Below are 22,310 nucleotides of genomic sequence, written 5' to 3'. Positions count from 1 at the left end.
ATATGGAAAGAGATGAAACCAGGCGCGCAGTTACAGTAGGGATATTTATCATCCTCGGTCTGCTCGTTTTTGTACTGGGTATTTTTACACTCGGGGGGCAAAAAAAAACATTTGCCAATAATATTCACGTAAGTGCCGTTTTTGATGATGTCGCCGGTCTGAAAAAAGGTAACGCTGTATGGTTCTCCGGAGTTAATGTAGGTACCATCAGCTCTATCAAATTCACCAATAGTTCGCAGGTGGAAGTGCAAATGAATATCGATGAAAAAGTACAATCGTACATTCATCGCAACGCTACAGTAAAGCTAAGCTCGGATGGATTGATCGGTAACAAGATTATCGTGATCGACGGTGGCAGTCCGCAGGCGCCCATGGTTGAAGATGGCGCCGTTTTACAAGCCGAGAAGCTGCTGTCGACCGATGATATTATGAAAACGCTGCAGCAAAATAATCAGAACCTGCTGGCCATTACTGCCGATTTTAAAAAGATAAGCAGCAATATTGCCCGGGGCAAGGGTTTGGTTGGCGCATTGATGACAGATTCGTTAATGGCGTTGAAGTTTAAAAGCATCGTGACCAACCTTGACAATACAACGGCGAGCACCATGCGCATGGCAAACGAATTGAACCGTTTTGGCGATAAACTGAATACAAAAGGCGGTTTAGCCGATAAAATGCTCACCGATACTTCTGTATTTGCACAGTTGAAAGCATCGGTAGCCAAATTAAAGCAAACCGCTAATAGCGCCAGTGAGTTGACCGAAAACCTCAACCGCGCAAGCAATAAACTCAATACAACCGACAACGTTATAGGCGTTTTATTAAACGACCCTAAACAGGCCGCACAGGTGAAAAGCACATTGGATTATTTAAATCAAAGTGTCGTTAAGCTCAACGACGACCTGGAAGCGGCCCAACACAATTTCCTGCTTAAAGGTTTTTTTAAAGATCGCGCCAAAGCACAGAAAAAGGCTCAGGAAGCTGCTGCAAAGCAATAATAATTAAGGTATTATCTGCCTTTAACTACAGTTACCTTGTCGGTCTGTACACCAATCTTTCCGTTCATATCCGCGCCTTCTAATACTATGGTGTAGGTGGTAGGCTTATCGGCGGCATAAAACTTAATTTTTGCTTCCCCGTTTTTATTAGTTACGATGTTTTGGTTCCAATAGATAGTCGAACGTAAATCATTAAAGTTACGGCCGATATCCTTCACCGTGTATTTTGGACTGTAAAACTCTTTCGGTATGGTAACGGCCCTTGGTTTGTAAACATATACCCCTGTCGCTCTTCTCATAAAAGCCCCGTTGCCCGAACGGGTGGTTATTTCGAGGTAAGCTACCGACGAACCTCTCGGGCCTGCCGGGTTAAGGGCCAATATCTCATCCGTAGTTAGATTTTGATTGTTATAATTGGCCACATTCTGAGGGGTATATAACACCTCTATACCTAAAAGGTCTTCGGCTGTTAAGTAATCAAGGGTTTGTTTGATATACTCATAATGTTCGTTTGGTATCCTTGGGATGCCGGGGGCAGCTTCGGTTGGTTGATAAAATCTGTCCAGATCTATGCCGTCGATAACGAATCGTACCCTTTTATCCTTGATAAAGAAATTAAGATCGGTTGACCTGGGGAGATAGCCCGCATGAAAGCCTTTTACCTTGCCTGCAATTACATCGTAAAGCGATGCTTTACCCGCATTCTCCATGTCCTCGGTTGTCAGGGTCTGGTCGGCAGTACCCGCCCCGTTCAGGTTTTGCGAGCCCCTTATTGTGGCCTGATCTTTAATATTTACCGTGTTCAATAGCCGCCCTGTACCACCATTTTCTATCTTATCCAACTCGTAACGATAGGTATTATTTGTTTTAACATAATTAAGCAGGGTACTATCGGTATTCACATACCAGGGTTTAACCGGTTGGCTGTAAACCGTTGTTAACGGTGCCAGGCTTGGCTCGTTTACAGTAATGCCACCCTGTATGGTGCGGCCGCGTTTGGTGCGGGCGCTAAGCACGAATTTAGTGCTATCTGCAATTAAGGGTAAATTAAAGACAAATACCCCGTCGGCGTTGGTGGTGGTATCATGCAGCATTTTATATTTACCGGTGCCCAGCATCAGTACAGATGTATTGGCAAAAGGCTTGTTGAGGATATTGGTAACACGGCCCCTTATCTCTGAGTGCCTTTCGGGCTCAAATGCAGGTTTGGCGTTACCTGCTATAATATTTGCCCAGTTGTAGCCTATCCAGCCCTGGGTAAGTAATAATACATCCAATGCCTTGAAACTTTCGGCATTTTTAGCAAAATAGTAAGCCGGGTCTTCAATATAACCTTTCAAGTCGGCTGATAGCAGCATGCCGGTTAATATATTGGTGTTATTGCTAATGTCTTTCTTAACCTGTGCATTGTCGGTTACGGCAATCGAAAAACTACCCACTACCGGCTTACCATCGGCATCGGTTACTTTAATATGCATCGGTATGCTATCGCGCGGACTGAAAGTTTTACCGCTGCTGATACTGATGTTTAAATTATCGTTACGGGTAATGAATATCAATCTTTCGCTCAAAGGCTGGCCGGCCTGGTTAAACAAAGTTAAATGGGCGATCCCCGACGGGAAATTAGCTTTCGGGATATGAGCATTAACTGAATTGCTTTTAAAATCGAACGAGGCTGCATAACATACCACACCCCTCGATTCGGCAATGAAGTGATACATTTTACCCGGTGCTACCATATCTTCGGTAGCGAAAAAAGAAACATCAACCGTGTCATGGTTAGGAAGGTTGCGGACACGTAACCCAATACCTGATTGCCTTACGGCAGGAAGATTTACAGTTTTGGTATCACCATTGGTTAAGGTTATTTTGGCGGTATAAACTTCGCCCGGCTGCGGTACGAGGTTAAACTCGCCCATGCCTTTGTGCAGCGACTGAAAGGTGGCCACTGCTTCGCCGGCTTTATTAAACACCTCGCCTTTTACTTCAACGCCGCGCCCGTCCTGGCCAATGGCCTTAAAGCCAACAATGCCTGGCAGCGGGGCCACTAATTGGCCGCCTTCGGGCATAAATTGCAGGTCAATGTCTTGCGCCCGGTCCACGTTTACAGGTATCATGGCCAGTTTTTTATTATTTTGTTTATCGGCGGCTACAAGCGTAAGGTTTTTTACCGGTGTGGCGGGCAACACAAAGTTAGTCTCAAAAATACCATCATCGCCGGTTTGCAGGTTGTTACGGAACAATACCTTTTTGCTGTTCATCAGCTTTACATCAAAAGTGTGGCCATCAACCGCCCTGTTATTATTGCCGATGAATTTTGCACTTACGGTTACGTTATTTGGCGAGCCCTCATCGGTTTTAGCATTTGTACTGATGATCCATGGGCTGTTATCGGCATTGGCCAGGTAAAAACTCTTGTAAAAAAAGCTTTCCTCACCAAAATTCCGCATCCACTGGGTGTAAGCCCGGATGGTATAACCGCCCTCGTGATAGATCTTGTCATCCAGCGAAATATTGCCCCAGGTAAGCCCAATAGCCGACGCGAAAATATAACGTTTTACAACCCTGTTGCTATCATTCACCATATCCACATACACGCGGGTACTCAAGGGCGAATAAGATAGGGTAGAGCTCAAGATATAGCCTTTAAACCAAATGGTATCGCCTACCGAATAATAAGGCTTGTCAAATTGCAGGTATAGTTTTTCGACAGGTAGTTTGGCGTTATAGTCGTCAATTTTACTGATAATGCTTTTTACCGAACCGGATGGTACTACTTGGTTTTGGGCGTAGGATAACTCGCCGAAAATTACCAGGGCAAGTATCACAAACAGGGCTTTAACGCCGAACAATTTAAATGAACAAGGCATACGTATAGCTATTGTAGATGTAAGGTTATACTGGTAGACTAAAAATAAGCTTATTAGTTTAATATTTGATGCCTGCGTAACAATAAAATGACTTTAATGTCCTTTTTTTCTGATTTTAGGCACGAACCATATCTGGCGGATATGGTTACTTTGAAAAAGCAAAACAGCAATGGAAGATTACGAAAATATTGATAAAGTAACCAGGCACCAGCTTATAAAACTGATTAAAGGCGGTAATGCACATGCTTCATTACATGATGCGCTGCACGATCTGCCAAAAAAACTGCGCGGTGTGGTGCCCGATGGCTTGCCTTATAGTATCTGGATGCTGGTGGATCATATTCGTATTGCGCAATGGGATATTTTAAAATTCAGCACCAATCCGGAGCACCAGTCGCCTAAATGGCCCGAAGGATACTGGCCCAAACATCACGAGCCCCAAGATGACGATGAGTGGAACGACACGTTGGAACATATTGAAATTGACAGAGCAAAGTTTATCGAGCTTCTGGAAGATGACGAGCTTAACCTGTTTGAACCCTTTCAAAACGAGCCGGACATTAACCTGTTGCGCGAGGCATTACTGATAGCCGACCATACCAGCTATCATACCGGGCAAATCATCATGATACGCCGCTTGCTGGGTGACTGGAAGAGTTAACTATTTAACTGCATTTATAAAGTTAACAATGGCTGTTACAAACTCGGGCTTTAAAGGCAGATCGGGTTTATTATAGGTTTCGAGGTTTTGCTCCCTGTCAGTAGGCCCTTCTTTCAGGATATGGCTCATACCGTTAATAATTTTCAGCGTAGCTTCCGATTTGGCTTTTTTAAGCTTTTCGGCTTGCGATACGTCAACCTGCATATCGGTGGTGCCCTGCACAATGAGGATTGGAATTTTAACCCTTTTAATTACCTTTTGCGGATCGAAAACCATCCAATCCATCATATACTTCTGGATACTGGGGCGCATGATAGAGTAAAGGGCGGGGTCGACCCTATCGGTGGTCTTCCCTTTGCGAAGGCTATCAACAATACGCTTAAATTCGACCTGTACCGATGGCGGTGCTGTTTTTTTCAATTGTTCGGTTAATATCACGTCGGCAGGGTCAGCAGCGCCGGCGGCGGATATAAACCCGTTAAAAGATACCTGGGTTGAAGCGATCATCAGCATACCAGCCAGCGAGCCTTCACTGTGGCCCAGTACAATAAGCTTCGAAAACCGGTTGTCGTCCTTTAACATGGCAGCCAGTTCGTTGGCATCATCGGCCATATTGGTAAACCGGGTATCTGCTTCCTTAACCGAACTTTTGCTTTGTCCTATGCCACGTTTATCATAGCGTAAGCTGGCTATACCCGCCTTGCCCAGCGCAGCAGCTATCATTTTATAAGTATTTGGATGAGGCCCGAGCGCTGAGTTGCCATCCCTGTCAGTAGGCCCGGAGCCGGGAATGATCAGTACGACAGGTATTTTGCCGGATACACTTTTAGGCATGGTTAAGGTGCCCGATAATGTACCCGCGAGCGTACTTACCGTTACCGGCGATTCGGTGAGCGATGGATCGTCGATCGGGATTTGCGATGCAGCCTCCGTGGCTGCTCTGATATTTTCGGTTACCGGCGTTTTGTTTTCGGCAGCTTTTTCGGGTTTGTATTCGTTAAAAAAAATGCCGTCTACCTGATTTAATCCATTGAGAGACAAATTAATGAGGAGAGTGGCCTTGTCGTAATCAGCCTTGTATACCCCGGCTGTTTTGTAATAGTTAATGAAAGTAGTTTGTTTCAGATCGCCTATCTGTGCGTGCATTTGAGTGAACAACTCACGGGTTTTGTCCAGGGGTAAACCGGCTTTAACTTCGGCTGAGAACAGGCTGAATGCACTATCCGGCTGACTGGCGTTATAATACTTTCTGAACCTGGCAATGGCAGTTTTATAATTCGGTTGTTCTGCCTGTGCCATAGCAGCACAGGTAAGGCATGCCATCGTAATAAAAACAAGTACTTTTTTCATGCGATCCTCGTGGCTTTTATCAAAGCCTTTGCGAAAGTAATAAATGTTACGGTTTTTAGCAGGTACGACCATAATCAATTTACGATTAAACCCCGGCGTTTTTTTTAACTCAAACAATAAAAACCAAAAATTATGAAGAAGATCGTTTTGATTTTGCTATTAATAGCCGCATTTGCGGTTTGCGCCGGCGCGCAGGACACCGCTAAAGTAAAGCGCACACCCCAAGAACGTGCTGCACGCATGGGAAAGATGATGGAGAAAAGACTCAGCCTTACGGCCGATCAGAGTAAACAGATTAACGCCGTTTTGCTCGATAGGGCCACGAAAGAAGACGCTTTAAAAGGCCAGAAGGGTACCAAAGGCGAAAAAGCAAAGGTAATGGCTGATGCCGATGCGAAGATCGACGCTATACTTACACCCGATCAGCGGAAACTGTATGCGGCTATAAAAGAAAGCGCTAAAGAAAGAGGTAGAAAAGGCGAAACTACACCGCCATCAGCAAGTACGCCACCACCGGTGCAGTAAAGCATTAAATTAATAAAGCGGCATTAAAGGGACGAAGCAATCGCTATGCTATACAGGTCCGATTGAATGCATCGATCATCCTAAGTAGAGATTGCTTCGCTACCGCTTGCAATGACGCTTTAGTTTTTTACCCGATCTTCTCCATCTCACCTTTAACAAAAGCTGCTAACTCTTTTACATAAGCCGCGCTGAAATCGAATTTGATACCGGCGGTTTCGTAAATTTCGTTGATGGTTTTGGTATAACCCAGTTTCAGAGCATCAAGATATTGCTGTAAACCTTTTTCAGGGTTTTCCTTGTAGTTTTTCCAAACGGCAATCGCGCCAAGCTGAGCCATGCCATATTCGATGTAATAAAACGGCACCTCGAATATGTGTAATTGCTTTTGCCATAGGTTTTGTTTGGCTTCTTCCAATCCGCTCCAATCAACCATGCCCGCACCAAAACGGTTGTATATCTGTTCCCAGGCTTCGTAGCGCTGCTCGTTGGTATGATCGGGGTTGGTGTAGATCCAGTGCTGAAACTGATCGATAACCGCTACCCAGGGCAAGGTTTTCAGTACATCGAACAACTGATCTTTTTTGGCGCGTTTCAGTTCTTCCTCATCCTTAAAATAAACGTCCCAGTTATCCATCGATATCAGTTCCATCGACATAGAGGCCAGTTCGGCAACTTCCGACGGGCAGTGCTTAAAATCGTTCAGTTCCAGGTCGGCCGTTAAAAAAGTGTGGATGGCATGGCCGCCTTCGTGCACCATAGTGGTCAGGTCGCGAAAGATACCCGCCGAGTTCATGAAAATAAAAGGAGCACCGGTTTCGGATAAAGGATAGTTGTACCCCCCCGGCGCTTTACCTTTGCGGCTCTCCACATCAAACAGGCCGTTATCTTTCATGATCTCCAGGCGTTCACCCAAATAGCGGCTGATATTACTAAAACACTGGATAGATTTTTCGATCAGTTCGGTACCATTGTTAAATGGTTTTAAAGCCGGTTTGCCCGATGTATCCACTTCGGTATCCCAGGGTTTTAAAGCATCGAGGCCGAGGGCTGCTTTACGTTTTTCGGCCTGCTCGTGTAAAATCGGTACGATCTCTTTTTCTATCGCTTCGTGAAAACTGTAGCAATCCTGCGGGGTATAGTCAAAACGCCCAAGCGCCTTGAACATATAATCGCGAAAGTTTTCGAAACCGGCATTCAGGGCCAGCTTGTGGCGCAAGCCGCGTAAGTGGTTAAATAATTCGTTCAGGTTATCTTTATCCTGTAAGCGGCGGGCAGTTATCTTTTCCCAGGCTTCCTGGCGTTTGGCACGATCGAGGTTTTTTAAAAATACCGAAGCCTGCTCCAAGGTAAACTCTTTATCATCGATATGTACCGACATCGAGCCGGTTATCGACTGGTATTTTTGCTGCTCAACCTGAATCTCGGTTTGGATCGGGATATTCTCCTCACGGAAAAGCTCCAGGGCATTTTTAACGCCACGCAAGTAAATGAAAAACTTTTCACCGTCGAGCTTGGTGGCATATTCGCTGGCTACAAACTTTTCGTTCAGTTTATTATTATATGGTGCAATTTTAGGTTCGATCTCCGTTGCGAAATACTGGAATTTTTGCAACAGATCTTCACTGGCGGTGTCGCAGGTCATGCGAATGTAGCGCCAGGCAAAATCCTCTTCCAAAGCGGCCTCCAGTTCGCTGCGGTCCTGCAGCCATTTTTCCAGCCCGGCAACAGAACTTATTTCACGTTCGATCAGTTCGGTATAAAAAGGTTCGAGGGCCTCCCAGGTAATATCGAGGTTGGCGGGGATATATTTACGTTCTTTTTTGTGGATCATAATTAAATATGCAGATATGCAAATGTGCGAATGTGCGGATGATTATCAAAGACAGAATAAAATAAATTACCGGGGATACAGAAATGCGCAGACGTGTGCCTGGTTACTTTATTGATGCAAAATATTTAAGCACTTCATCGGGCATAGGTACATGGCCCTTGCCGGGGACAATGGTTTCGCTGATGTTTTTATAACCATGATCGATAGCCAGTTTTTTAGCTGTGTTCCATTGATCGTGGATCATCCCACCTGGCCCGAAGTTGCCATCGTTTTGCCCGGTAAAACCCATAACCGGTAAATTAACGCGCGATGGGTGAACTGAAAACTGATCTGTTTCCATGCAGCGCCCGCGATAATTACCTGCAATTGGTGCCGCCGCTTTTAGTTGCTCCGGATGCAAAAAGGTCATGGCCCAAACCAGGTGCGCGCCTGCCTCAAAACCGGTTATAAAGTACTTGCTCTCGGCGTTATACTCCTTTTGTACATCTTTAATAACCTGGGTAAGCCCTTCTTCATCAAAGGTGCAAACACCGCGCTTATCAATATCATCCCAAACGGTGTTTGAGTAAGGGTAAATTTTAGAGTCGCGGTGCCCCTGGTTTCCGTTGGATACGATAATGGGCGCCACAACGATGAAATTCATTCTTTTGTTGGCCTCTGCGAAGCGCTGCGCGTTCACTTTAAACTCCTTTTCAGCCGCTTCAATAACTACTACAATAGGCCATTTTCGGGTAGGGTTCCACCCTTCAGGCAGCGAAATATAATATTGCATCGGGTGGCCGCTGGCTTTCTTAAGTTCGGGCTGAGATGAGGCTGCTGTTTTAAAAGTGCCCGTCAATAGCAGCAGTACGAGTACATGAAACTTCATTTTTGCAGGTTTATGAATAAAATTACAAATAGGTTTCAACTTTAGAAACCGCAGGTAAACAAAAGCTACTGCGCCTTGTTAAATAACATCATTTATCGTTATGAAAAAATATTTGCTTATCCTCGGTTTGCTGTTGGCATTTAGTAAACCCGATTTTGCCCAAATTAAACCCGACACCTCGTTTTACCTGAAAAACGACAAAAATATCTACGCCGTTGTTATCTCAAAAAATAACAATATTGTTTACCAGCATTTTTTTAATGGGAAAAGCGATGCAACAATGATGAACGACCAGTCGCTTACCAAAAGCGTGCTTTCCATCCTTATCGGCATCGCTATCGACAAACATTGTATTACTTCGCTGGATGAGCCGATAAGCAGGTATTTTCCTCAGTTGGCTAAGGATAAAGATCAGCGGAAGCAAAACATCACCATCCGTCAGATCATGAACCAGGCTTCGGGGCTTTACCATGAAGACCTGAACAATCTGAAAGACTATCTCGGGAAAAAAAATCAGTCAGAATATGTGTTAAAACAAAACATGGTAAGCGAGCCCGGCTCAACCTTTTATTACAATAATGCGGCGAGCCATCTGCTTTCGGTTATATTAACCAAAGCTACCGGGATGACCACGTTTGATTTTGCCAGGAAAAACCTGTTCGACCCGATGGGGATAACCGACGTAAACTGGATTAAAATGAACGATGGTTTTTACGATGGAAGCGGTTTGCTGAGCCTGCGTATGCATACGCAGGATATGGTTAAGATAGGCGGTTTGCTGATTAATAATGGTTTTTATGGCAATAAGCGCCTGGTGCCCGCAAGCTGGATAAAAGCATTGCTCCGTCCGGATAATACCTTCGATACGCAATGGGGTTTTAAAGATTCGAAATATGCGCTGTGCTGGTATCATTTTACCTATAACGGAACGAGCGCGATATATGCATTGGGCTGGGGCGGGCAGTTTTTAATTGCCATTCCGAAATATCGCGCTGTCATCGCCGTTAATGCCAGCATAGCCGATGAAAGCGCGATCATGGAATCGGCCAGGTTTACCGATAAGATATTCCCGGTGCTATACGATTACATCAGGAAGTTAAAATAGTTACCTCACCCACAACCGGTCAATCATAAAAAACACAGCAAAAATAACGCTGGCAATGCCGTTAGTGGTCATAAAAGCGAAGTTCACACGGCTGAGGTCGTTTGGTTTGACCAGCAGGTGCTGGTAGATGAGCATGCTGCAAAAGAAAGCGATACCTAAGTAGTAGGGCCATCCTACAGCAGTGTAAAGGATAGGCAAAGTGATGAATATAGCAGACAGCACGTGCAAAAAAGTAGATAAACGCAAGGCATTTACCTTGCCCAACCAGGCAGGGATGGAGTGCAGGTTTTCGTTACGGTCGAAATCCTCATCCTGTAAGGCGTAAATGATATCGAAGCCGCTTACCCAACATAATACTGAGAGCGAAAAGAATATAGGCAACAGTGCAAAATGCCCGGTTACTACCAGGTAGGCGCCGATAGGAGCGAGTGATAAACCCAGGCCCAAAACCAAATGGCAAAGCGCAGTAAAACGCTTAGTAGCACTGTAGCCTAAAACCACCAGTAAAGCCACTGGCGATAAATAAAAACAGATAGGATTGATGAAAAATGAGGTGGCGATAAATAACCCGCAATTTGTTAACGTAAATATCAAGGCATTTTGTGCCGATATCCGGCCTGCGGGTATGTCGCGCACTTTGGTACGCGGGTTTTTGGCGTCGATATCCCGGTCGAGATAACGGTTAAAGGCCATGGCCGAATTACGGGCAAATACCATGCACAATACCATCAGCACCAGCTTTACCCAATCGAAGCGATAGGTGGTAGTTGTTACCGCCAGGAAAAAACCGATAAAAGCAAACGGCATGGCAAATATGGTGTGCGCAAAAGTGACTAAGGATAGATATTTTTTCATGGTTGAATACGTATTGAGTATTGCGATATGCGTATTGCGATGGTTTTTCTAAATTTTTGGTTCAAACATAGCTTTTGCCGCGCTATAATCAAACCCCTGGTTTACCTCGCCGATAAAACTGAGCACTTCATCGCGGCCTTGCTGCAATTCGGACGAAGTGACGAATACCGGCGGCATAGCCGAGAATGTGGCCGACAATGCTTTTTTGAATTTGGCTACGCTTTGATCCGTTTTTACACGTGATTGTTTATCGGCCTTGGTGAAGATGAGCGCAAATGCCAAGCCTTTTTCGCCCAACCAGTTGCAGAACTCCAGGTCGATTTTTTGAGGCTCCAGGCGGCTGTCGATCAGTACCATTACACACTGCAGGCTTTCGCGTTTATCCAGGTAGGTACGGATGAATTTGTTCCAATCTTCCTTTTTGCTTTTGGAGATACGGGCATAGCCGTAACCGGGCAGATCCACCAGGTACCAGGTGTCGTTGATCAGGAAATGGTTGATCAATTGTGTTTTGCCCGGGGTTTGCGAGGTTTTGGCCAAACCTTTTTTGCCCGTAAGCATATTGATCAAAGACGATTTACCCACGTTCGACCGGCCGATAAAAGCGTACTCGGGCTTTAATGCCGGCGGCAATTTTGATACCTGCGTGTTACTGCAAATAAACTCGGCAGTTTTAATATTCATCATGCAAAGGTAGATAATTTAGTCCGGAGTCTGGAGTACGGAGCCTTGAGTCAAAAAGCTTAGGCGGTTTTCGGTTCAGGACCCCTGACTTCCGGCTCAGCACTTTAAAAGATACGCCCGATATTAATTGACCGTTGAGGCTTCTCATCGGCTTTCGACGTCGATTTCATAAACCTGTATTGAAACGTCAGCAAGAAATATCTTCTGATGATCTGCGATTGCGTATCGGTTATGTTATTCTCAAATATAACGCGGTTTGTACCAACGGCCTGGTTTAAAATATCATAGCATGATAGTTTGATCTCGCCATGATCCTTTTTCAGGAACGAACGCGCTACGCTGATACTTAACAAATTGGAGCTTTTTTGAAAACCCGGGGTAACCTGCGGGTTGTAATTATAAGTGTAATTGCCCTCCCAATTGATATGTTGTGGCCAATATACGTTGAAGTGGGTATCTGCTGTGTGGGTGGCATTGTTTACCGGGTTAAGCGACACCCCGCTGTAGCTCGAGCGCGAAAAACGCAGCGAATATTGGGGGCTTATCTCAACAATATTGTTCCAACTGATGCCAAAATTATGACTATAGTTTACCGAATAGGTGTTTTGGAAACCATCAACATGATTCAGATCGAAAAAATTATGGCTTTGAAACAACGTTAGATTACCGCCGGTGTTGAACGTAATGCCGTGCTGCTTTTTAAAACGCTTATTGAAATAGGCGTGTGCCGAAACACTGTACCGGCCATTGGTATTGATGGGCGTACTGGTTTCAACGCCAAGGGCATCGAGCGTACGTTGTCTGAAAACCCCGTCGTGATCAACCGATAAATGCCCGCCTATGCTCAAACTCATTTGCCGCTGGTTGTTATAACCGAAATAGTTTAAATCAAAATTATCCGTGCGGGTGGGGTGTAAGTTTGGATTGCCGGTAACCGAATACAGAGGACTGAACACGACCGAATACGGCACCAAATCGCCGATATTGGGAAGGTTAAAGCTCCTGGAATAACCAAGCGTGGTTTCTTTATAATGCAGTTGTATATTAGGAAGCAAGGCAAAGTAATTTTTGTTGATATCGGCAAAACCACGATCGAACTGGTTGTTCACGGCCATATACTGTGCGTTGATACCGCCCTGTAGCGACAAGCTTTGGGTGATGTTACAGGTTGCACCTAAATTGGTATTATTGGTCCACAGGTTGCGGGTAAGATCGCCGCTTAATATCTGTAAAAAAGTATCATAATCGCCGGTAACCGGGTCGCGGTCAAAAGTAGCGGTATTGTTTACCTGGTGGTTGTAACTCTCCGCTTCCGAAATATTAAGCGTTACCTTTTTGCTCACCGGGTAACGGTATCCCACAGTAAGGCCCGAGCCGATTGCACGGTTATCGGTATTGCCACGCCGGCTTAGCAGGTACGACGGGAAAGTTGATACGTAAGAAGTTAACCCGTTATCGTTGTATGATATGCCGCCGTTCGGCTCGGCGCGGAGCTCACTGCTGATACTTACCGATTCGCCAGATTTTTTTAGCTGCCGGTTATAGGATATTGCCTGGTTAAACTGCAGGTTGTGGTTATTGTTGTTATCGTTGGTAAAAGTTTGGTTAAGCTGCGGCACGTAATTGCTAAAACTGTTGCCGGTAATATTACTCAGTGTGTTATTGGTGCTGTAGCTAAACCCCGGCACATACGTAAACTCCGTAGCATCATTTGGTTTCCAGCGCAGGTTCGCACTCAGATTATGCCTGTCGCTGGTACTGGTGCGTGTAGTAGCGCTGTTATTTATCAGGTCGGTATCGTGCAGAAACTGCTGCTTATTGGTGAGGCTGCTAAAGTTATTAATGTTGTGCGTGTAATAGTAGGATAGGTTTATCTTTAGCTTTTTACCATAATCGGTATTGATGTTAACACCGGCTGAGGTGGTTTTTTGTATGCCGTTAACCGGTGCAAAGCCAAAGCTGGGGTTACCAAATCCGCCACCACCGCCGCGGTTAACACCGCCCAATTGGTAAAGGTCGTTATAAGAGAAACCGGTGTTATTCAGGTTATTCGATTGGCCGATCAGGCTTACCTGCAAAGTGTCCCTGAACATGTTGACGAGCCCGCCTGTATTGTAGCGCTGCTCGGTACCTGTACCGCCATACACTTTGCCGAATATGGCCTTGCGGAAAGGCTTTTTAAACTTAAGGTTAATGATTTTTTTAACCTCGCTTGCCGGGACGAGGTGATCAGGGTCGTTTTCGCGGTCGTCGTATATTTGTACCTTATCTATCAGGTCGGCATCCAGGTTTTTAGAGGCGATGCGCGGGTCGCTGGTAAAAAAATCGTGCCCATCGACCGTTATTTTGCTAATAGGTTTTGCGTTAACGGTAATGTGGCCCTCATGATCAACCTCAACGCCCGGGAGTTTCTTCAACAAATCTTCAACCAGGGCATTTGGTCGGGTTTTAAATGCTTCGGCATTAAATTCGATGGTGTCTTTACGTATGACTATAGGTGGCCGCTCGCCGACGATATCAACCTGCGCCAGTTGGTTTTGAGCCATACGTATCACAGCAAGGCTAATTTCCTGCGCTTTTGTCAATGTTAAAAATTTACGGTAGGGGCGATAAGCCACAAACGTTATCAAAACCTTGATGGGGACGCCGGCGGGCATGTTATGCAAGGCAAATTCGCCTTTCTTATCCGTCACGGTATAGGCGATCAGCGAATTTGTGGTATCGCGTAAGTTTAAGGCTGCAACGGTAGCAAACTCCATGGGTTCGCTGGTCAGCGAATCGGTGACCTTGCCCTTAATGGTCGCGCGGTTTTGGCCAAGTGTACAGGTAACCGTCAACAATAAAACAACAGCAGTTAAGAAATAGCGCATAGATAAGGTGTCGGGCTGTAAAACTAAATATTTAGTTTGAAAATATATAGCTTTCAGAAAAATAATCAAAAAAAATATCCGGAAATTTTATTTAACTACTTTTAACACTCCGCGAACGAGAATATTACAATCAGGTAACATGCTTTTGGCGTAAGTATATTAAATTTGTATGTTTAAACATGTAATTAAATGGAAGAATATAAAATACCCGCCGCTACCCGTATAGGGCACGTACATTTAAAGGTGAGCGACCTACAGCGTTCGCTCGATTTTTATTGTGGGGTGCTGGGTTTCGATTTGGTGATGAAATACGGTGCCGAGGCTGCATTTATTTCGGCAGGCGGTTATCACCACCATATCGGGCTGAATACCTGGCACAGTAAAGGCTCCGGTCCGGCGCCAGTAAGTTACCCGGGGTTATATCATACGGCCATTTTGTACCCCGAAAGGAGAGAACTGGCTAAAATATTACGGCGGCTGATCGAATTGCGCTATCCGCTCACAGGCATGTCGGATCATGGCGTATCAGAAGCTATTTATTTGGATGATCCCGATGGTAATGGTGTGGAATTGTACTGGGACAGGCCACAGGAGCTTTGGCCAAAAAATCCCGATGGCAGCCTGACTATGTTTACCCGTCATTTGGATGTGGAGGGGTTGTTGGGCAGCCTTGAGTCCTGAGTCTTGGGTCGGAAAATTGCTTAACCTTTCCGACTCTGGACTCAGAACTCGCGACTCTGGACTAAAACACGTACCTTTGCCTCGTCTCATGAGCAAAACAGTTACACCCTACCAAAACGAGCAGGCTACCAAAAAAGAGCAGGTGGCCGATATGTTCAACAATATATCCAAAACCTACGATTTCCTGAACCACTTTATGTCGCTGGGGATCGATATCATCTGGCGAAAGATAGCGATCAATGAGTTGAAGGCTAACAAACCCAAACTGTTGTTGGATGTGGCAACCGGTACCGGCGATTTTGCTTTTGAAGCATTGAAAATTCTGCAGCCCGATAAAATTATCGGTGTAGATATTTCGCGCGGGATGTTGGATATTGCCGAACAAAAGATAGCCAAACGCGCGCTGGGCGATAGGTTCGAGGTGCGCATGGGCGATTCGGAAAAGTTGTTGTTCGATGCAAATACTTTCGATGCGGTGACTGTGGCTTATGGTGTACGTAATTTTGAAAACCTTGAAAAAGGCCTTGCCGATATTTACCGGGTGTTAAAACCGGGCGGTAAGGCTGTAGTTTTAGAGTTTTCGAAACCGAGGGTTTTCCCGGTGAAACAGCTGTATAACTTCTACTTTAATTATATCACACCGGGTATCGGTAAACTGTTTTCGAAGGATTCGCGGGCTTATTCTTATCTTCCCGAATCGGTAGCCGCTTTTCCCGACGGTGAAAAATTTACCTCGCTGATGGACAAAGTGGGCTTCAGCAATACCAAACACAGGCCGTTGGCGTTTGGTATTTGTTCGATATACACGGGCGTTAAATGATTAAAAGGCTTTATCTACTTTTTATAATACTGTTTTTGTGTGGCGCAAAACTGTTTGCACAACACCCGCCTGCATGGGGCGGTGGCGCCGACCAGAACGATATCAGCTTTGGTTTTCATTTCGATTACATCAACAGCAATTATAAAATCTACAAACAGCCCGACTGGCGTAAACCTTACTTTTACAGCGAAACCGGTAAGTATCTTACCGATTCGCTCAATAGCATTACTTCTGCCGGCTCGCCTGGTTTTGCCGTTGGTTTTATTGTACGTTACCGCATCACCGAGCACCTGGAGGTACGCAGCACACCGCTGTTATCTTTTGCCGACCGTACCATTACCTATAAATATGCCAACCCGGCGCAGGATGTAGACAAGAGCGTCCACGCCAGCCAGGTTGAGATACCGTTGCTGCTCAAAATTAAATCGGATAGAATAGGCGATTTCAGGGCGTACCTGTTGGGTGGGGTAAAATATTCCTATGGCCTGAGCGCCGACAAAACGAACGATGACCCTAACCTGTCGCCCCTGGAAAAACAGGTAATCAACAAACGCGGCTATGCATCGTACGAAGCCGGTATTGGCTGTGATATTTATTTCGAGTATTTTAAATTTTCGCCCGAACTCAAAATAGCCAACTCGTTTGGTAACGTTTTGATGCCAGGTACCGACCCATATTCGCAGCCGCTGCAAAAACTGCTTTTACACAGCCTGGTATTCACAATCTACTTTGAGTAGACAAATCAGTTGGGCAAAAAACTTAACTTCGCAGCGTATTAATTACACTCTATGTCGAAAATTGCTTTAATTACAGGTGCTACAGCCGGTATTGGCGAGGCATGTGCTTATACCTTTGCCCGCGAAAAATATAACCTGATACTCACCGGCCGCCGTGCCGACAGGCTCGAAAAACTATCCGCAAAGCTTATTGCCGATTATGGCGTTGAGGTAATTACCCTGGAGTTCGACGTACGGGAGCGCGATATCGTTATTGAAAAACTCGAGAGCCTGCCTGCCGAATGGAAGAAAGTAGATGTGCTGATCAACAACGCCGGCCTGAGCCAGGGGCTCGACCCGATACAAAACGGTAAGTACAGCGATTGGGAAACCATGATCGATACCAATATCAAGGGCTTGTTGTATGTAAGTAAAGTGGTGATCAACTGGATGATCGAAAATAAAAGCGGGCATGTCATCAATATGGGTTCCATCGCCGGCAAGGAAATTTATGCCAACGGCAATGTATACTGCGCCAGCAAAGCTGCGGTAGATTTTTTAAATAAAGGTATGCGTGTGGATCTGTTGCCTTACGGGATCAGGGTAACCGCTATCCATCCGGGTGCGGTTGAGACCGAATTTTCGGAAGTACGTTTTCACGGCGATAAGGAACGGGCTAAAAAAGTATACGATGGCCTGACACCGCTGGTAGCCGAAGATGTTGCCGAAACGATATGGTTCGCGGCATCGCGCCCGGCGCATGTTAACATCAACGAAATTGTGCTGGTGCCAACGGCGCAAGCTAATGCTACCACATTTTTTAGAAAATAATAATATGACTTTTGAAGCCCGCGTAAAGAAATTAGTCGCTGAATATTTAAAGATTTCCAGTAAGGAAATTTTAGATATTGAATTGATCAATGCCGTAGGTTACTCCGGAAACCTTTTAAACAAAGTAATTGCTTTAATAGAGGAAAAGGATGCTAAGGGGCTCGAAGATGAACAATTAAATAGCTCTGATAATCCGGATACCTTGTCAATTTACGAAATAGCCTTGTTAAATCAAAAGTATATTGCACTGATCTTCGAACCATTTGAACTGTACGAAAATACGCAAATATTGAAAGTGGCAGAAATGAATAACTGGCAACCCGCAACTTACAACTCATAACTCAAAGAATATGTCATTAGCAGAAAAAATAGACCAGGATATCAAAGCAGCGATGCTGGCCAAACAAGCCGATAAATTGCAAGGGCTGCGGGCCATCAAATCGGCCATATTAACCGCGCGTACCGAAAAAGGTGCCTCGCACGAACTGGATACCGAAGCCGAGATCAAGATCCTGCAAAAGCTGGCCAAGCAACGTAAAGAGTCGGCCGATATTTACAAAACACAAAACCGCGACGACCTGTACCAGATCGAGATGGGCGAACTGCAGGTGATCGAAGCATACCTGCCGAAACAACTGGGCCGCGAGGAGATCGAAGCTATCATTAAGCAGGTAATTGCGAGCACCGGTGCCACCTCGGTAAAGGATATGGGCAAGGTTATGGGAGCTGCCAATAAGGAACTTGCAGGCAAGGCCGATGGTAAAACAATTTCGGAAGTGGTAAAGCAATTATTAGGTTAAATAATTGTTTTTATTGTTGTAACTCCGCGCCAATAAGCTATTTTTATGGCGGGTAATTTAATTTTAGGCCTGATTTATATTTCAGGATAAAATTTTAATTATGTAAAATATTTACGAATTATATGGATTTTGTGTTAAAAAATGATCATGGTTTTAGTTATATAGACGAAGGCGAGGGCGAGGTCCTGTTGCTGCTGCACGGCCTGATGGGCGCGCTAAGTAACTGGGAACAAGTTATCGAAAAGTTTAGTAAACAATACCGGGTCATTATCCCCATGCTGCCAATTTACGATCTGCCGTTATTGACCACAGGCGTCAAAAGCCTGTCGAAATACGTGCATAAGTTTATTACCCATAAAAAGCTGACTGATGTTACCATTTTGGGTAACTCATTAGGCGGGCATGTGGCACTGATCTATTGCCTTGCGCATCCCGGTGTCGCCAAAGCCCTGGTGTTAACCGGCAGTTCGGGCTTATACGAAAATGCCTTTGGCGGTTCATTCCCGCGCCGCGAAAGCTATGAATTTGTAAAGGAAAAGGTAGAATATACTTTTTACGATCCGGCAACGGCGACAAAAGAACTGGTTGACGAAGTTTTTGCAACCGTGAACGATCGTCATCGTGTTATCCGCATATTGGCTATGGCCAAATCGGCCATCAGGCACAATATGTCGAAAGAGGTACATAAGATAACCATCCCGGTGCTGTTGGCCTGGGGTAAAAATGATAAAATTACACCACCCGAGGTGGCCGAAGAGTTCCATAAATTGTTACCCGACTCGGAGCTGCACTGGATTGATCAATGCGGGCATGCACCAATGATGGAGCGCCCCGAAGAATTTAACGAAATATTGGCCGGCTTTTTGAAGAAGATCAAATCGTAAATTAAAAAATGTTAGCAGCCGAACTCATATCCAACGCCATGCCTGCTGTTCGTACATCCGATACGATACAGAAGGTTATTGACCGTATGGCCGAGTTTAAGGTACGCCATTTACCATTGGTAAACGATGAGCAATTTTTGGGTTTGATAGCCGAGGATGATCTGTTTGAGTATCCCGATTATCAGCAGCCTATCGGTTCGATCGAGTTATCGCTGGTTAATCCGTACGTTATCGAAAACCAGCACATTTATGATGTGATCAGGTTGTTTTACGAACAGCAACTGACCGTGGTACCTGTGCTCGATTTCAAAAGCAATTATCTGGGTTTGATCTCACTTAACAGCATGAACGAGTATTTTGCCAAGCTGACTTCGGTTGCCGAACCAGGCGGAATTATTGTGCTCGAGATCAGCAACCGCAATAACTCGCTGGCGCAGATAGCCCAGATCGTAGAGTCGGATAACGCGCAGATATTGAGCTCATACATCCGTTCGTTCCCTGATTCGACAAAGCTTGAAGTAACATTGAAATTAAATAAACAGGATATTTCTGGCATCGTAGCTGCTTTTCAACGCTATGATTATACTGTACAGGCAACTTTTAACTCGAAGCCTGTTGACGACGACTCGATGGACAGGTACGATTCGTTAATGAATTACCTCAACTTATAACCTCCCCGCATGAAGATCGCGCTATACGGCAGGCAATTTAACGATTCGGTTTTACCTTACGTACAACAGGTTTTTACTTCGCTCGAACAACATGAAGTAGAAATTTATGTTTATTGCGACCTGAACGACCACCTGTCGGGCAAAATACTTTTACCCGAAGGGCATAAGGTATTTACCAAAGGCGATACTTTAAAGGGGTTGATCGATGTTTTTTTAACCCTTGGCGGGGATGGTACCTTGCTGGATACTTTAGCTTTCATCCGCGATTCGGGCATCCCGGTTATTGGTATCAACTTTGGCAGGCTGGGCTTTTTGGCCAGTATTAATAAAAGCGATATCGCCGCAGCTATACATGCCGTGGTAAACCGCAGCTTTACCCTGGATAGCCGTGTGCTGCTGACTATCGAGTCAGAGCATCCATACTTCGACAACGAAAACTTCGCGCTGAATGATATTACCTTTCACAAGCGCGACGATTCGGCCATGATCATTATCCACGCGTTCCTGAACGATGAATTTTTAAACTCGTACTGGGGAGATGGCATTATCGTGTCGACGCCTACAGGCTCTACGGCCTATTCGTTAAGCTGCGGCGGCCCCATCATCTTACCAAAGTCGGGTAACCTGGTATTAACACCGGTATCGCCGCATAATTTAAACGTCAGGCCTATCGTATTGTCGGATGATAGCGTGCTGAGCTTTGAAGTAGAGTTTCGCAGCGCCAATTACCTGGTATCCTGCGATTCGCGAACGGTGGTAATCGATAAACCTATCAAATTTAATATTCGCAAGGCCGGCTTTCAGCTTAACCTTATCCGCCTGGATAATGAATCGTACTTATCCACGTTAAGGAATAAGTTAATGTGGGGAATTGACGCCCGCAATTATTAATTGTTTTTAATGCGCAAGGTAAAACCTGTACTTGTTTTATTGCTGATGCTTATATCCTTTGCGGGAAGATTGAGCGCACAAACCTGGGAAGTTGGCGGTACGGTTGGCGAGTCGGGCTATATGGGCGATTTTAATCAGAACAACCCGTTTAAGCTGACTGATGTTAGCGGTGGGTTCTTCCTTAAACGCAATTTTAGCAATTATCTGTCGCTCAAGCTACAGTACATGTACGGTACCATCCGGGGCGACGATAGTACCTCCGCCAATCAGCAATTATTTAACCGTAACCTGAGTTTCTCCAGTTCGCTGAGCGAGATAAGCCTCATAGGAGAGTTTAACTTTATGAGTTATATACCCGAAATTGGCACCAATAAATATACCCCGTTTATTTTTGCCGGGATTGCTACTGTTGGCTTTAACCCGCGGGCCAGCTACAAAGGTACCGAATACGACCTGGCACCTTTAACTACCGAGGGCCAGGCAAGGCCATATAATACCAGGGCATGGTCGGTACCATATGGTGCAGGCTTAAAGTTTAACTTTACCGGTAAGTGGAATTTTATCGTCGATTTGGGTTATCGCTACACCAACACTGGCTACCTGGATGATGTTTACGGCGCTTATCCTAACAAGGCTGTATTACCAAGCGCGTTATCGCGGGCGCTTTCAGACCGTTCGGCCGAACGTACCGGCGAAAGTATCGGTTCTGCAGGTTCGCAGCGGGGCAACTATGCGCACGATAGCTATATGTTTTTAGGCTTTACCATTTCGTACACCTTCGTAACCCAAAACTGTTATAAGTTTTGAAAGGGGTCGGCCGGTTTTACAACCAGTTTTTTATCGAGTTCGGCTTTATCCAGGTAAAATAAAACCGCGCATATACCTGTGGCGACCAGGTCGGCAATCCGGCGTATCAGTTTTACATTTTCGAGCTCCGGGTTGATCTTCATGATAGTGAACGAGGTAGCATATAAAATAACAATGATACCTGCACCCACAAAAAACACAATCAGTTTCTTTTTTAACTTACCGGCCCACAACTGCTTTTCGGCGGCATCTTCGATCTGGCTATCTATCAGTTTGCCATAAAACTGCTTAAAGTACAGGTAACAGGTCAGTAAAAAAAGTACAGTGATAGAGGAAATCATGAACTGGCGAATTTGGGGATAAAATTAAGCGATTAAATTATCGATAATCAAAATAAAATCAAAGTACGATATTTTACTCCGGCCGGATTTTTCCACCGTATATTTCATGTTGTGATATTCCCTTGTTTGCCAATGTAATTAACCGTTACAGGTGTGCATTTTTCTTTTTACCATATAATAAAAATATACAAAGTTAGTTTTACCTTTGTCCCCTGAAATTTTGAGAAAAATTCAATTTATTTAGCGGACAG

The 22,310-nt window shown here is 45.0% G+C and carries 22 protein-coding genes; 14 read left to right on the top strand and 8 right to left on the bottom strand.

Going from position 1 to position 22,310, the window contains the following annotated elements; all coding sequences use genetic code 11:
• Positions 1-2 precede the first annotated feature (2 nt).
• On the top strand, positions 3-998 hold the full coding sequence (locus tag BEL04_RS07775; RefSeq protein WP_066002002.1) for an MlaD family protein: 996 nt from the start codon (positions 3-5) through the stop codon (positions 996-998).
• A gap of 11 nt (positions 999-1,009) precedes the next feature.
• On the opposite strand, the gene BEL04_RS07770 is transcribed toward BEL04_RS07775, so the two are convergent.
• On the bottom strand, positions 1,010-3,868 hold the full coding sequence (locus tag BEL04_RS07770) for a hypothetical protein (RefSeq protein WP_139112950.1): 2,859 nt from the start codon (positions 3,866-3,868) through the stop codon (positions 1,010-1,012).
• A 169-nt stretch (positions 3,869-4,037) separates the two neighbouring features.
• Here BEL04_RS07770 and BEL04_RS07765 point away from each other — a divergent pair, with 169 nt between their 5' ends.
• On the top strand, positions 4,038-4,529 hold the full coding sequence (locus BEL04_RS07765) for a DinB family protein (protein ID WP_066001996.1): 492 nt from the start codon (positions 4,038-4,040) through the stop codon (positions 4,527-4,529).
• On the opposite strand, the gene BEL04_RS23830 is transcribed toward BEL04_RS07765, so the two are convergent.
• Positions 4,530-5,879, bottom strand: a complete 1,350-nt coding sequence (locus BEL04_RS23830; protein ID WP_175404018.1) for a serine aminopeptidase domain-containing protein — start codon at positions 5,877-5,879, stop codon at positions 4,530-4,532.
• A gap of 132 nt (positions 5,880-6,011) precedes the next feature.
• Between BEL04_RS23830 and BEL04_RS07755 the strand changes: the two genes are divergently transcribed.
• Entirely contained in the window at positions 6,012-6,404 is a 393-nt protein-coding gene (locus tag BEL04_RS07755; protein WP_066001995.1) for a hypothetical protein, read from the top strand.
• Positions 6,405-6,531: 127 nt separating this feature from the next.
• Here BEL04_RS07755 and BEL04_RS07750 read toward each other — a convergent pair whose 3' ends face one another.
• Entirely contained in the window at positions 6,532-8,235 is a 1,704-nt protein-coding gene (locus BEL04_RS07750; RefSeq protein ID WP_066001992.1) for a M3 family oligoendopeptidase, read from the bottom strand.
• 103 nt (positions 8,236-8,338) lie between these two features.
• Complete coding sequence (locus BEL04_RS07745) at positions 8,339-9,103, bottom strand: alpha/beta hydrolase-fold protein (RefSeq protein WP_066001990.1); 765 nt, start codon at positions 9,101-9,103, stop codon at positions 8,339-8,341.
• Positions 9,104-9,203: 100 nt separating this feature from the next.
• On the opposite strand from BEL04_RS07745, the gene BEL04_RS07740 reads away from it, so the two are divergent.
• Positions 9,204-10,208: a serine hydrolase gene (locus BEL04_RS07740; protein ID WP_066001987.1), complete on the top strand. Its 1,005-nt coding sequence runs from the start codon at positions 9,204-9,206 to the stop codon at positions 10,206-10,208.
• Here BEL04_RS07740 and BEL04_RS07735 read toward each other — a convergent pair whose 3' ends face one another.
• From BEL04_RS07735 to BEL04_RS07725, 3 genes are all read right to left on the bottom strand, one after another.
• Positions 10,209-11,063 (bottom strand): UbiA-like polyprenyltransferase, encoded by an 855-nt coding sequence (locus tag BEL04_RS07735; protein ID WP_066001985.1) that lies wholly within the window; start codon positions 11,061-11,063, stop codon positions 10,209-10,211.
• A 48-nt stretch (positions 11,064-11,111) separates the two neighbouring features.
• On the bottom strand, positions 11,112-11,747 hold the full coding sequence (gene yihA, locus BEL04_RS07730) for a ribosome biogenesis GTP-binding protein YihA/YsxC (RefSeq protein WP_066001983.1): 636 nt from the start codon (positions 11,745-11,747) through the stop codon (positions 11,112-11,114).
• A gap of 104 nt (positions 11,748-11,851) precedes the next feature.
• The gene (locus tag BEL04_RS07725) at positions 11,852-14,617 is read right to left on the bottom strand and encodes an outer membrane beta-barrel protein (RefSeq protein ID WP_066001980.1); all 2,766 of its coding nucleotides are present in this window, start codon (positions 14,615-14,617) and stop codon (positions 11,852-11,854) included.
• A 189-nt stretch (positions 14,618-14,806) separates the two neighbouring features.
• Between BEL04_RS07725 and BEL04_RS07720 the strand changes: the two genes are divergently transcribed.
• The 10 genes from BEL04_RS07720 (at position 14,807) to BEL04_RS07675 (ending at position 21,718) form a co-directional block, all read left to right on the top strand.
• Positions 14,807-15,298, top strand: coding sequence for a VOC family protein (locus BEL04_RS07720; RefSeq protein WP_066001978.1), 492 nt, complete (start codon positions 14,807-14,809; stop codon positions 15,296-15,298).
• An 88-nt stretch (positions 15,299-15,386) separates the two neighbouring features.
• The gene (ubiE, locus tag BEL04_RS07715; RefSeq protein ID WP_066001975.1) at positions 15,387-16,118 is read left to right on the top strand and encodes a bifunctional demethylmenaquinone methyltransferase/2-methoxy-6-polyprenyl-1,4-benzoquinol methylase UbiE; all 732 of its coding nucleotides are present in this window, start codon (positions 15,387-15,389) and stop codon (positions 16,116-16,118) included.
• A 35-nt stretch (positions 16,119-16,153) separates the two neighbouring features.
• Entirely contained in the window at positions 16,154-16,855 is a 702-nt protein-coding gene (locus tag BEL04_RS07710) for an outer membrane beta-barrel protein (RefSeq protein WP_175404017.1), read from the top strand.
• 51 nt (positions 16,856-16,906) lie between these two features.
• A complete protein-coding gene (locus BEL04_RS07705) occupies positions 16,907-17,665 on the top strand; it encodes an SDR family NAD(P)-dependent oxidoreductase (RefSeq protein WP_066001967.1) in 759 nt (252 codons plus the stop codon).
• Positions 17,666-17,669: 4 nt separating this feature from the next.
• Positions 17,670-18,005 (top strand): hypothetical protein, encoded by a 336-nt coding sequence (locus BEL04_RS07700; RefSeq protein WP_066001966.1) that lies wholly within the window; start codon positions 17,670-17,672, stop codon positions 18,003-18,005.
• 10 nt (positions 18,006-18,015) lie between these two features.
• Positions 18,016-18,465: a GatB/YqeY domain-containing protein gene (locus tag BEL04_RS07695; protein WP_066001964.1), complete on the top strand. Its 450-nt coding sequence runs from the start codon at positions 18,016-18,018 to the stop codon at positions 18,463-18,465.
• Positions 18,466-18,587: 122 nt separating this feature from the next.
• The gene (locus BEL04_RS07690; RefSeq protein WP_066001963.1) at positions 18,588-19,349 is read left to right on the top strand and encodes an alpha/beta fold hydrolase; all 762 of its coding nucleotides are present in this window, start codon (positions 18,588-18,590) and stop codon (positions 19,347-19,349) included.
• 8 nt (positions 19,350-19,357) lie between these two features.
• The gene (locus BEL04_RS07685; RefSeq protein WP_066001962.1) at positions 19,358-20,020 is read left to right on the top strand and encodes a CBS domain-containing protein; all 663 of its coding nucleotides are present in this window, start codon (positions 19,358-19,360) and stop codon (positions 20,018-20,020) included.
• A 9-nt stretch (positions 20,021-20,029) separates the two neighbouring features.
• A complete protein-coding gene (locus BEL04_RS07680; RefSeq protein ID WP_066001960.1) occupies positions 20,030-20,911 on the top strand; it encodes an NAD kinase in 882 nt (293 codons plus the stop codon).
• Between the two features lie 9 nt (positions 20,912-20,920).
• Complete coding sequence (locus tag BEL04_RS07675; protein WP_083227803.1) at positions 20,921-21,718, top strand: DUF6089 family protein; 798 nt, start codon at positions 20,921-20,923, stop codon at positions 21,716-21,718.
• Here the strand turns inward: BEL04_RS07675 and BEL04_RS07670 are convergent.
• Positions 21,706-22,059: a hypothetical protein gene (locus tag BEL04_RS07670; RefSeq protein WP_066001958.1), complete on the bottom strand. Its 354-nt coding sequence runs from the start codon at positions 22,057-22,059 to the stop codon at positions 21,706-21,708. The two genes, BEL04_RS07675 and BEL04_RS07670, sit on opposite strands and share 13 nt — an antisense overlap.
• Positions 22,060-22,310: the final 251 nt, after the last annotated feature.

The organism is Mucilaginibacter sp. PPCGB 2223 (assembly GCF_001705515.1).
Lineage (GTDB): Bacteria > Bacteroidota > Bacteroidia > Sphingobacteriales > Sphingobacteriaceae > Mucilaginibacter.
Note: the sequence above shows the minus strand (reverse complement) of the source record. Positions and strands in the feature narration are given on the sequence as shown.